Consider the following 12,267-nt stretch of genomic DNA (forward strand, 5'->3'; position numbering starts at 1 on the left):
CACTCATCTCCCATAAATACTTACACCTGAACCATCATCTGTTTTAAACCTTGCCACGAGTCCTTTGTAGTTTTTATCGTACCACTTACCAATCCACAACCGTACTCCGTTGTTCGATGAATAATTCGAAAAAAAGTTCTCGGCGTTTGAAAACGGTAGAGTTTTATACCCGAATTGCCTTGTCATGTCTTGATCTAGCCTTTGACCAAAGAATGAGTTCGCTAAGCCACCTCTATAGTCATCCAGATTAAATCCTTTTTTGCTTGGATAAATTGTTATTTCTTGAAAAACGGCCACAATATTTTTTCTTTTTGCAGTAGACTGATACCAATCTTTTTCCGATTCCGAAATAAAGAACGGGGCATATACTCCTTTCTTATTGTTCCAATCGGAGGCATCAACAGCTATAGTGCGATGGAGAACTAGACTCCCACTTTTATTGCTAAATGTCACTTTCTTCTCGCTTGCATCTGAAAAATCACGACCAGTTGTAAATTCAAATGGAGTAATTTCTTTAAAATTAGATTTCGCTACCCCGACAGATCTGATTTCATTTAGTGCTTCGAACGACGATGCCTTCTTACCTTCCATATTGGCTATTCTCAATAGAATTACCGAAGCTTCTGCACGCGTAGTGGTTTTAGTTAAGCCAAATGATTTATCCGGATATCCCGTCATTACACCTGTTCCGATCGCTACTGCTATATAAGGTGCTTTACTTTGAGAGATCCCTGGAGAAAATGCTTCTCTTACAGGAATTAAAGATGTCTTGGTATCCTCCAAAGCTTGTTCGAAATCTTTGTCAGCAGCTGCTAATCCGGAACTAATCCACTTGGCCATCTCTTCACGAGTAATTATCGTACTCGGCTTAAAGCCGTTTGGATAATCCTTTACGTTAATAAATCCAAGAGATACTGCACGATTCACTTCTGTTTCACTCCAGTGACCGGTCAAATCCTTAAACACGTTACCTTGCTCAGTCTCTGGAGTCCCTTTCGCGACTCGGGCCAGCAACGCTGCAAATTCTGCGCGCGTGACGGTGGAGCCAGGCTTAAATGTTCCATCACTATATCCTTTGAAGTAGCCTTTTTCTACTGCTGCATCGATGGATGCTTTCGCCCAATGGTTCGTAGGCACATCTTTAAATGAGGTAACTGCTGCTTGACTCGTGTTTCCGACAAAAGGGAACATTCCAAAAACTAATGCACCGCTTAATATGAGTTGTGTTACTTTTTTCAAATCTTTCACGCTCCATTTTTATTGTTTTCTGTGGAACCTTTATGCCTATGTATCTTTTTTCTTGAATCTAAATTTTGCTATCATCAAATATATAGGACTTATTTAAATAAAATAGTTTACTAAGCAATATATCCCATTAAAGTTCCATGAATATTTTACCATAACGCGATGCCTATTCATAGGTATTAAGACTTATTCCTGCTTGTATAAATCCCCCTGAGTCCAGGGATAATGTTTCTTACCTTACTTAGATTACCCAATGCTTTACGTATTGTACTTGCTACTCTCTCCCTCATCTTTTCTCACAACATAGGTTCATCTCAATAATGAAAAACCTTTGAATGGCTTTTAAACACCATTGAAAGGTTTTTTAGTTTTGATTCTATCCTTTAATTTTGATACTTTTCTATTTATAGAAATTTCCCGTTGCGACTAAGACTGCCTTAGGCTTTTATTTATTGTTGAGAGACTAAGATGAACCATCATCCATATAATACATGGCAACTAGTCCTTTTCTATCAATATTAATATTCTCTTTTATACATACTTTCACACCAGTAGTAGAGTTATACTTGGAGAAAAATTGCTCTGTATTATACACAGGTAATGGTAATGTAAGATAACCATATTCTTCAGGTAATGAAGATGGTGCTACTCTTTGTCCACTTAATGCAGTTGTCAGACCAGTTCTAATATGATCAGAACTGAAATTTTTCACGTTAGGAAAAATAGTGATTTCATGAAATACTGGAATCACATTAGGGTTCTCTTTGTAGAAGTCTTTATTTTCTTCTAAGACAAAGAAAGGGGTCACTAGATTCAAGTTTGATGTTGTTCCTACTGCTCTGCTCTAATTTCATTTAGTGCTTCGAACGATGATGCGTTCTTACCTTCTATATTTACTATTCTCAACAGAATTACCGAAGCTTCTGCATGCGTGGTCGTTTTACTTAAACCGAAAGAGTAATCTGGATATCCTGTCATTACACCGGTTCCGATAGCTACTTAATGCGAAAACCTCTTGCCCCCATAAATGACAATGCGATCGATGGATAAAGTGACCCCCTTTCATGTGCCGCCCCCCTCCCGAATTGTTTCATGAATTTCGGGCTTAATTAGAGGGCGGGTGGCTATCCTTTAACACATGACCTTGAGAAAAGTTCAGTCAAGTCCTGTCAATATATTAGTGGTCTAACTATCCTACAATTTAGTTGCGACGCTCTCGATACTATATCCATCGGGGTATCTATTCACTAAGCGCATACATTTTGAAAAATCCGCAAGAAAACGAAGATAAAAAAAACAGGTCAAATCATAGTGGTATCTAACCAAAATCAACATATTTGATGTAACAGAGTAGCATTATTAACGGGTATAAAATCCAAGCATTTATGTGTAAATAAAATAGAAATTTCAAAATCTCCATATAGGTATTACTTGGGTTATATGTGTTAATGGGTTCATTCGTCCCCCCATCCCTACAAAAAAAGAAACCTTGAAAGGCATGACGCCATTCAAGGTTTCAAAATTTTTTACCCTTCCTGATGTTCCGTTTTCGCTAAATCAATCGCCACTGCTAATTTAATTTGGAATATTTTACTCAAGCGTTTTTGGAAATCCCTCAGATTGTAAGTTTCGATTAAAGGAACTTCTGAATGATTGACTCTACTGATTTCAACTTTAGCGATTTTATCAATGTCAACCAACATTGTGTATATATCCTCGCTTTGTTCAGGTGTCCAATTCAAAATATATGCACTTTTTAATTCTCCAAAAGTAACTCTTAACACATTCAATATTATTTCGGCTTTTCCGTCTTTAGCCAAAACCAAATTTGAACCTTCAAGTTCCTTTCTGAAATCTTGTTCTTGTTTACTTCCTATGAGTTTCATTTTATCACCCCCGGTGTAGCAGTAACTAAATTTCCATGCTTATCGGTTAATACAGTCATAATATTTGTTGGAGAACCACTAAACTTGTCAATTCCTATGTTAGAGTCTAAAGTAACTTCCCTCACATATCTAGCTTGTTTTTCAATTGACCCATCTGCTAACTTTATATCTGAATATAAAACTTTTGAAACTGGGGTACTTACAACTTCTTTACTTTGAAGAATGTTCTTTAGTCCATCAGGTGTAACTGAGAATTGGGAAGCATTCTTATTGGGGTTAAAATGCCTATCTAGTACGTGGTTAAATCCTACCCCTTCCTCTGCAGTTCCATTTCTTAAGTTTATTCTTGATTGAACTATAGGGGGCATTCCATCAATCTTACCCGTCCCCTCAGACTTCGTTTCAAACTTCGTCAATCCCAGTGGATCAATGTAACTCACCGGATTCCCGTTCACATACGCATATCGGTTAAACGTCTGCCCATCCTGAATCTCTCCACGGATCACATCCCGGTTCAGGAACCGTTTCAGCTTCGGATCATAGTACCGTGCTCGCATGTAATATAGGCCGTTGGCATCCGTCATGACCCCATCTCGACCATTATACACAAACGGCTGTTTGGTTAATCCTTCATGTTGTTCCAGTTCCCCATATAATCCATACGTATAGCGGTCCGTCACCCGGTTCTGCACGTCCGTTAGCAACGTCGTACTGCCTCGCAGATCATAGTGGTAACTGAGATAGGTTCCATCGGCATCTTCTCTTCCAATCAATCCGAGTCCATACACATACCGCGTCTTCACATTGCCCTCGCCGTCCAGCTCCATCAGCACTCGGCTCAGTTCATGCGCATCGTCGATCACATAGCGGGTCACCTGCCCTCGCTGCGCGAGTTCAATTCGGTCCCCTTGCGGGTTGTACCGATATTTCAGCTTGCCTGCCTTCACCAGACGGTTTCGAGCATCGTATTCGTAAGCGGAAGCGGTGTTACCATCCGTTGCATACAGCAGATTTCCGTTGGCATCGATCTCCACCGGATAGTTCCCCACCCGTTGGAGCCGGTTATCCCAGGTGTAGTGCAGATGCTGCGTTGGCGACATACTCGTGGATTCCGTTTCAGATGTTCCTACCTGTTCGGTTGTCAGGTTCCCGGATGGGTCATACGTGTAGTGTACAACACGGCCTGGCTCGGCGCCACTGCGTAGGCGTTTCAAGGTATCATACGTGTACTGTTTGTTTTCTTCCTTCAGCAGCAAACCGCCCGGACTGTATTCATACTTGAATTGCTGCAACCGAATTCCTTGTCCACTCGTATCGGTCAGGCGAATGAGCTGGCCTGCGCCATCGTATTCCCGTTGCTCCTGGCTGCCGTTCGGACGCCGAGTCTCGATAAGTTTCCCGCTTGCATCATAGCGGTACCGGGTCAGGCGACCATTCCAGTCCTTCACTTCTGCCAGCTCACCCGTGGCTTGGTAGCGATACTGCACCACTTTGCCATCCGGGTAGGTCAGCGCCGTCATCCGGCCCTCCGCATCATACGCATATTGCAGCAGATGTCCAAACCCATCGGTTCGGGTAAGTAATCGGCCTGCCGCATCGTAGGTTCGTTCCTCATGCTGCTCGGCTTCCAGCACACGGGTCACCTGTCCATCCGGCGTGTAGGTCAGCACGATTTCACCTGCTTCATCCGTGGCACGGATCAGGCGACCCGCAGCATCATATGCGTACCGAGTTTCCTGTCCCTTGGCATCCAGCTTGGTACTTAGCCAGCCGCGATCATCATAGGTGTACGCCGTCCGTGCGCCTGCCGCATTTGTTTCCTGCAGCAAGCGACCACTGCGGTCATACGTTAGACGGGTCTCGTTTCCACTGGCATCAGTGTAGCTCGTATTCCGATCTTCCCCATCCAATGTCTGGCGATAGGTCACTTCATCTGCGCCTTCGCCTTGAATGACTTCGGTCAGACGGTGCGCGGCATCGTAGCGATAATGGCGGGTATGCCCATCCGCGTCGGTATCTTCGACGCGTTGATGGAGGGCATTGAACCGCAGCCGCGTCATGTGGCCCAGTCCATCCTGCCATGCCACGGGGCGACCAGCCGCATCATAGGTCAGCTGCTGGACCGTCCGACCTTCGCCATCGATGACGGAGACCAGACGACCTGCACCATCATAGTGATACTTCGTGATGTGTCCCAATGCATCAGTCACGGTCTGCAATCGACCTACGGCGTCATAAGAAAGTTGAGTCGTTTCGTCGAGCGCATTCGTTTCAGCAATCAGTCGGTTTTCGGCATCATAGGTATACTGCCGGGTGTGACCGAGCGCATCGGTGATGGTCGCGACTTCACCATTCGGCGTATACGTGTACTGCATGGAGGCTCCAGACGGACGGGTCTCCCGAATGCGCTGCCCACTGGCATCATACACGGTCTGCCACGTGAGGCCTAGCGGGTCGGTGATGGATGTCAGGCGATCTGCGCCATTGTAGCTCCGGCGACTCACACTTCCCGCGGCATCCTTCAGTTCGACCAGTCGGCCTGCTTCATCCCAATCAACCTGTAAACGTCGACCTTCCGGATCCAGCGTATGCTGCAGTTCCCCTGTCTCGCTATAGGAATAGGTCCAGATGGCTCCCGTGAAGTCCTGGTACGTAGCCGTTTGTCCCGTTTCAGTATAGGTCCATTTCGCTATCCTGCCATCTGGACGGGTCACTTCGGCCAGACGTTGTTGTTCATCGTACCGGTAGGTAGTTACGCCGCCTTCAGCATCCGTTTCTCGCGCAACTTGGTGGTGTGAGGTATAGTGATATTCCGTTTCATGACCCAGTGGGTCGATTTCGCGGATCAGATGCCCATCCTCATCATAGACATACGTCGTCGTTTCGCCCAGTGGGTCGGTGACACTGGCTATCTGTCCTTGTGGCGTGTAGGTATATCGAGTAATACCGCCATCTTCGGCATGCACTTCGAGGAGCTGCAAGGCGTCATCATGCACAAGGATGCGCGCCTGACCCAGCCGATTGGTCACGGTAGTCCACGTCTGACCCGGATGGCTCTCGGTATCATATGCCATCCGCCCTGCTGCACCGGATGGGTCGGTTTGCGCAATGATTCGGTGCTTCTCATCGTAGGTATTGGTAAACTGAACAACGCCGGCTTCGCTCAGCGACATCAGACGCCCTTCGCCGTCGTGGGTCATTTCCGTGATTGTACCGTCCGGTTCGGTTAGACGCACCAGAAATCCTGCGCTATCATAGCCAAATGTCGCTTCACGCAAGGCATCCCTGACCGCGGCAAGGTTTCCTTCCGCGGTGTAGTCCAGTGTCAGCACACGTCCCGTGACCCGGTCCTGCAACTGCTGGAGTTTTCCTTCTTCATCATGGACCAGATCAAGTGACAGTCCGTCCTTGTTGGTGTGACGAAGCAGTACGCCATTGAGATCGAATTGGTACGTTTCGCGCGGACTACGGGCTGTATAGAGCCAACCCTGCTCGGTGTAGGTCAGCTCGTCATGGTTCACATCCAGGTCATCACTGCGATAAAGGCCGTCCCCTTGGTGCGTAAATCGGTTTTTCCGTCCCGGAGTCCAATAGACATCTACGATGGGTTGATATACATCTCTAGCTTCAAAGGTAGTCTGGAAGTCTTTTGGAGTCAAATCCAAACGTAATCCATATTGATGCGTCCAAGCCAGGCCAAGTTCTCCCCGCTGCAACAGTCCCGAATGGTAGATCAGGGTGAAGGGCCAGTCGGCTGCTCCGTGCAGCGTCAGAAGACGGTGATTCATAAACTGATGACCGGTCGCTGCGTGAATCGGGTCCTCCACTTTACTTTCTGCATGTGATTTCTGAGGATTCTGCGTTTCAGTGGTTCGCCCCGTAGAGGGAGATTGCGACGAAGTTTCGATATCCTTCGACTTGGGCGCCCCTGGTGCCTCTGCCCCTTTCGGAGCATTACCTCCGGGTGTCTTCTTTATCATCGAAGCGGCCGCTGCAGAGCCCGTTCCTGCCGCCGTTCCTGCTGCAGCCGCTGCTTTTTCGGCATCGGTGAGTCCCGTATCGTGGCGTGTGGACCCGGCATCGCTTGGCGCATCGTCTGCTTTGCCCGTTGGTTTGTTACTGATCATTGGCGCGTCGCCTGTATCCTTGGAACCTGCGGGGGCTTCGCCTGCCTTGGTCGACTTCGGCGCCGCCCCTGCAATGTCCTCCCCGGCTTCACGGGTCGAGTTCCCGGGTACCCCCGCCTTGTTCGGACCGGTTGGTACGGCATCGATCGCTTCACCCACGTTACGACCTACGGTTTTCGCTGCATCTGTGGCTTCATCCGCAAATTTGAGAAGGGAAGTAGCTTTGTTTAGACCCTTCCCCAGCGGCCCCAGAACGGAGAGTCCCCGCTCATACCAAGCCAATTTCTCTCCCGTGACCAGATCCCGGCCAGTTATAGCCTCAATAATACCTTTCACATTGCCGACTACGGGCGTAAAATCCAGCACCGTCCCCAGTGCAAAGGTGAGGAAACTAGCCAGCTTGCCCCAGTTGAATTTTTTGCCGTCCCTGTCCGCTTGTTCATATTCTTCTCGTTTGCGCCGGGTCAACTCCGACAGCAGTTCCAGCTTGCTCTGCAAGCCGTCCAGTTCCCGCATCAGGTGGGTGAACGTACTTTGTACCCCGCCTTGGCTGAGGGTTTTGTAGCTGAGGCTGTTCATCGAACGATTCAGGTCCGCACGCAGATCCCCCATCTCATCCGCGGCACCATTCAGACTTTTTGAGGTCCGCTTCAGGTCAGATAGGCTGACTTCCAATTTCACATTGCTTCCCCCTTATTTCTTCTTCGCAGCAGCGGTGGCTGCAGCGGCTGCTGCTCGTTGTCTTTCGCGCTCCTGACGCTCACGTTCCTGGCGTTCTCTCTCTCTACGCTCTTCTTCAAGGTCCTCTTGCTTGAACTGATTGGCTAAGGCTTCCAATCGGCGTGCGAATTGTTCCATATCATTCGCAGTTGTTCTCATCCGCTGAGTTGTATCCCTGAAATCATCCATAAAGTGTTGATATACTCTACCCTTCCAGATCATGGACTGGACATTACTATTGATACTGGAGCGTTCATTCTCCAGCTTATTGCTGTTGCTGCGTAATTTGGAGGCAATGCTCTGCAGTTTACCGACGTCAGGCCGAATTGGCATATGTACATCTCCTTACTTTACTTTAATGAATCTGCCTTACTGAATCTCTCCGAAATGGCTTTAAGCTCGTCCCCTACATCCTTTAGCACAGTAGATACACTCTCCAGTTGAGCATGTGCATCTTTGTAAGAGGAGTAGAAACGCTCTTGAGATTTCCCCTCCCATTCCCCCGTAATTCCATCGATCAATGACTTCAGTTCTCTGGACAAAGCAATACTTTCCTGACTGCTGGCTAGAAATCGGGTAGCGATTTCCTTTATACGTTCAGGCTCAATTTTGATACGGTCTGCCATTTATTTGACCCCTTTCCCATCCAGTTTTTCGATTTGATCCGCAAATCGTAATAACGCTTTTTTCAATATCGCCGGCTTGTATGGCTGGAATTGAAGTGTACCCTCCGTCAGTTCAACTGCCAGATACAGTTTGTCTCCCCATTGCGCATAGTGGTAATCTTCCTGATGCCACATCAGTCTATGTCTCTTCATAAACATCATGGAACCTGAACGCTCCCCATTACTGAAGATGTCTAACGCAAGCTCTGCCTGTTCTTCCGTATGCCCTGCTTGAACCAGTCTATTACGCTGGTCTACTTCGGTAAGCTGATTCCATTGATCCCACGTGCAGTCTTTGATGACCGCCTTTTTGGCTGCACTCTTATATTGAAGTGTCAGCGGAAAGAACCCCTTCATAGCTTCCAACGTTAACTGGGCATCTGCCACAGGAACAAGGACGATACCTCCTAATTCATCTACTGTTTGTTCAACAACGATTCGAGGAGTGAAATAGTAGTGACCTTCGTATTTTCCAGTGCCTTCAATCTTCTTACTCACATGCATCACATCGGCAGTGCCGCATGCAGCAATGCAATAGCCGAGCATTTCATTCATATCATAGCCAGCCCCCTCTTGCTTCGGAACCAGATACCCTTTCTCCACAAATGTCTTTTCAATCACCTTATATTCCGCTTCCAATTCCTTAGCCAGATACCCGCGATAAGGATCATTAAAGTTAGCTATATGACGGACTCCTACCAACTGAGTCAAGAAGAAAAACTCTTCAGGAGAGAGTTGGAATGACCACTCTTCCGTTAATTCATTTTCCAAGATAAAGCACTCCTTCAAACACTATTTAAATAGACCAATAACATAAATAATCAGCGCAAAAATCAGTGCACCAACTGAACCACCTATAACATAGATCCACATACGGTCATAGGCAGACTGTTTATTCTGTTGGATTAGTTGATTCCAGCCTTTTTTTACGAGGGTCTGCTTAGGTTCAGGGTTAAAAACAGTCTGATCTATGCCTTCTTGCACCTGCTCCATGGCAATGGAGATTTCAACATGAAATGGCGAACGATCGTTAAATTGCTCAATCAGCTTGCCATATTCCCAGAAGGCCGATGTCAGATTCCCCTGACGTTCCAATTGACGAGCTCGAGACAATTGAATCTCTTGGGCGTGACTCAAAGCGTTAACAGCATACTCACTCGGCAAGTGATTAGATTCCTCTGCTGATTGCTCCAACTCTATTTCCATTTCAGATGTTGAAATCTCCTCTTGCTGCACGAATTGCTTCGCTGAAGCCAGTGCAATCTGCCACTCGCCAAAGGTTGGGCATTGCTGTAGTTGCTCTGCATTCCACAACCGGGCTAGCAACGCTGCTACTTCAGGGCCATACTGCTGCTCAAGCGTCGCTTGAAGAAGTACATAGCGCTCACTATGTTGCTGGATTTCTTGTGGATCAAAATAACTATCTCCCCACGCTTGCTTACATATGTCTGTACTCGACCAAGCCAGCATCTCGGCAAGCAGGATTCCACCAGCAAATCGATCCGCAAGAGGACTCCAGTCCCCATACTCCCTAAGGAAAGTTGCGGTATATCCCGTTGCACCCTCTGGCAGATTATCGGGTTCCTCCAATTGCTTAGCGTACATTCCTTCCACATCAACTAATTCAACAGACATGTCCTCCGCCTCTTGATTAGAGTTGACGATCAGCAGATTAGAAGCTGACAAGTCGGCATGGGCTATGCCAGCTTGCTCCAATACAGCCATGGTAGATACCAAAACCATTGCCAGTTTCATTGATTGTTCCCGAGATAATGCTTCTCGGCCAAGCATTAATTCACTCCATGTCACACCATCAATCCATGGCATATGTGCACCGTAAAGTAATTCAGGATACTGTCCGAGCAACTCCATATCTTCTATCGGATTCAATATCGTTCGTGACCATACGCTCAGTCCCGATTGGACTGTGAGGTCTGCCATGAGCTCTGTCAACTTCATGACAGATGGCTGTCGGAAGGCTGGGCGGAACACCTTCAAGGCACTATTTTCTCCCGAGCTGTTAATAAGCTTGTATACTGTGCCTTCCCTGCCCTCCTGACCATAAGGCATGCCTTCGAATTGAGGGTGCTGGACCAGTCTGTAAACTTGGTTTCTGATTCGTAGTTCTGTATTTATATCAGGTGGAAACACGATTCTTGCTCCCCTTTGCACAAAAAATGATTCGAAATTATATTGTTGAGAAGGAGTTAACCTGCTCAATGCGAAGATAGCTTCCATCCATTGCTTTTACATCCTCCAGAGACTGCTGAAGGTCCATGCTATTCCACTCGCTTCCATCACTGCTAAGATAGTAGCGATAGTTGGATGCTTGAAACGTAAGGGCCATACCTTCATTTAATCCTTTGAGCATGGGTTCAAGTAATTCATGCAGAGGTATCGTATTAGGAAGCTCTATATCTGTCTTTTTACCAGTAGCATCAATAATTAAAGTCAATAATGTTCGATCCATGTGTTCTCCTCCTTACGGTTACATCGGTGTGGAAGCAGACATTTGCAGCCCTAGTGAAATTAGGTCTTTACTTGTACCAGGCAACATCATTAGTGCACCCTTCTGAATCGAATATCCGGATTCCATCATCATTTCGCGATAGCTTTCGGGTAAAACCGAAGACATTCGTTTTAATTTTTCCGAATATGGGTCCACCACGAAGGAATCCGGCATCATACCTTTCCAAGCTCGTGTATCCCGAATCCGGCTAGTGGAAGCATCCTCTGTAATAAAAATGTTCTCAACCAGCACTTTTCCGTCAGGGACAGACATGGTTTTGATCCGTTCAACAATCGGTTCAGGATCTTCCCCTGTGTAAATGCCATCTGTCATATGACAGACCAGAGGGGCAGGACAGTGCTCCAGGTTACGAAGCTCAGACTGAATAATCTTCTCCGCTTGTTTGAATGCCTTCGCCGTGTCTGTGAATCGTTTTGGGTATAGCGGTGGTAGACTTCCACGATTAGCGATACGATCAATAGATTTAACACCATCTAGTAGATCGTATACCTCATCACTGTAAGCAAGAATCGCAATTCGATAACGAGGAGACACTTTTGAACCTTTTGTTGCCCGATATACAATCTGACGAATGATGGTCTGTAACCCCTCATTGACAATGTCCATCCTCCGTTGTCCTTCCAGTTCAAGTGTCATTGAACCACTAATATCAATTAAATAGATTAATAGAGCGGGCGTGCTTCCCGTCGCATGTACTGTATAACTCATAGAAATAACCTCACATTTTCATACTCTGGATATAGAAAAAGCCAGGTAAATTTACCTGGCTTCTTATGTAACTATTTTGCTTCATCTGCGCGTCTAAAGTTATCTGAAATTTTGCTTAGTTCTTCCGAAACAAACCCAAGCATTTGAATATAAGATTTCATTTCATTCTGACGTTCCGTATAACGTTGATAAAAGGCATTAGATTGCATACCTTCCCATTCAGCTTGCATTGTTTGCATTAGTGAGTTTAATTGCTGAGTAAGCTGTTCACTTTCTTGTTGAGCTTGTTTGAATTTATTTGATGCTTGATCCATCTCTTCAGGTGTAATTTTAATTCTTACCATTCTTATCTTCCCCTTTATACCAATTTTATAAATTTTAACCAA

Annotated in this window: 11 protein-coding genes; all 11 read right to left on the bottom strand. The window is 46.2% G+C overall.

What is annotated here, in order from left to right; all coding sequences use genetic code 11:
* Positions 1 to 3 precede the first annotated feature (3 nt).
* Complete coding sequence (locus MKY66_RS24935; protein ID WP_143760315.1) at positions 4 to 1,239, bottom strand: S-layer homology domain-containing protein; 1,236 nt, start codon at positions 1,237 to 1,239, stop codon at positions 4 to 6.
* A 469-nt stretch (positions 1,240 to 1,708) separates the two neighbouring features.
* Positions 1,709 to 2,062, bottom strand: coding sequence for a hypothetical protein (locus MKY66_RS24940; protein ID WP_076210988.1), 354 nt, complete (start codon positions 2,060 to 2,062; stop codon positions 1,709 to 1,711).
* Between the two features lie 709 nt (positions 2,063 to 2,771).
* On the bottom strand, positions 2,772 to 3,131 hold the full coding sequence (locus MKY66_RS24945; RefSeq protein ID WP_076210986.1) for a hypothetical protein: 360 nt from the start codon (positions 3,129 to 3,131) through the stop codon (positions 2,772 to 2,774).
* Positions 3,128 to 7,939 (bottom strand): RHS repeat-associated core domain-containing protein, encoded by a 4,812-nt coding sequence (locus MKY66_RS24950; protein ID WP_076210984.1) that lies wholly within the window; start codon positions 7,937 to 7,939, stop codon positions 3,128 to 3,130. Before MKY66_RS24950 ends, MKY66_RS24945 begins: the two co-directional genes overlap by 4 nt.
* A 12-nt stretch (positions 7,940 to 7,951) precedes the next feature.
* A complete protein-coding gene (locus MKY66_RS24955) occupies positions 7,952 to 8,311 on the bottom strand; it encodes a WXG100 family type VII secretion target (protein WP_076210982.1) in 360 nt (119 codons plus the stop codon).
* A 17-nt stretch (positions 8,312 to 8,328) separates the two neighbouring features.
* Positions 8,329 to 8,604: a WXG100 family type VII secretion target gene (locus MKY66_RS24960; RefSeq protein ID WP_076210980.1), complete on the bottom strand. Its 276-nt coding sequence runs from the start codon at positions 8,602 to 8,604 to the stop codon at positions 8,329 to 8,331.
* A complete protein-coding gene (locus MKY66_RS24965) occupies positions 8,605 to 9,414 on the bottom strand; it encodes a hypothetical protein (RefSeq protein WP_076210978.1) in 810 nt (269 codons plus the stop codon).
* Positions 9,415 to 9,435: 21 nt separating this feature from the next.
* Positions 9,436 to 10,794, bottom strand: a complete 1,359-nt coding sequence (locus MKY66_RS24970; RefSeq protein WP_076210975.1) for a hypothetical protein — start codon at positions 10,792 to 10,794, stop codon at positions 9,436 to 9,438.
* A gap of 37 nt (positions 10,795 to 10,831) precedes the next feature.
* On the bottom strand, positions 10,832 to 11,113 hold the full coding sequence (locus MKY66_RS24975) for an EsaB/YukD family protein (RefSeq protein WP_076210973.1): 282 nt from the start codon (positions 11,111 to 11,113) through the stop codon (positions 10,832 to 10,834).
* 18 nt (positions 11,114 to 11,131) lie between these two features.
* Positions 11,132 to 11,881, bottom strand: coding sequence for a vWA domain-containing protein (locus MKY66_RS24980; protein ID WP_076210971.1), 750 nt, complete (start codon positions 11,879 to 11,881; stop codon positions 11,132 to 11,134).
* Positions 11,882 to 11,952: 71 nt separating this feature from the next.
* Positions 11,953 to 12,225: a WXG100 family type VII secretion target gene (locus MKY66_RS24985; RefSeq protein WP_076210969.1), complete on the bottom strand. Its 273-nt coding sequence runs from the start codon at positions 12,223 to 12,225 to the stop codon at positions 11,953 to 11,955.
* Between the last annotated feature and the right edge of the window lie 42 nt (positions 12,226 to 12,267).

Origin of the sequence: Paenibacillus sp. FSL R5-0766, from assembly GCF_037971845.1 — a bacterium.
Taxonomy (GTDB): Bacteria; Bacillota; Bacilli; order Paenibacillales; family Paenibacillaceae; genus Paenibacillus.

Coding starts and splice junctions, on each gene's coding strand:
- MKY66_RS24945 (WP_076210986.1), bottom strand. CDS start 3,131: ATGAAACTCATAGGAAGTAAACAAGAACAAGATTTCAGAAAGGAACTT.
- MKY66_RS24955 (WP_076210982.1), bottom strand. CDS start 8,311: ATGCCAATTCGGCCTGACGTCGGTAAACTGCAGAGCATTGCCTCCAAA.
- MKY66_RS24960 (WP_076210980.1), bottom strand. CDS start 8,604: ATGGCAGACCGTATCAAAATTGAGCCTGAACGTATAAAGGAAATCGCT.
- MKY66_RS24975 (WP_076210973.1), bottom strand. CDS start 11,113: ATGGATCGAACATTATTGACTTTAATTATTGATGCTACTGGTAAAAAG.
- MKY66_RS24980 (WP_076210971.1), bottom strand. CDS start 11,881: ATGAGTTATACAGTACATGCGACGGGAAGCACGCCCGCTCTATTAATC.
- MKY66_RS24985 (WP_076210969.1), bottom strand. CDS start 12,225: ATGGTAAGAATTAAAATTACACCTGAAGAGATGGATCAAGCATCAAAT.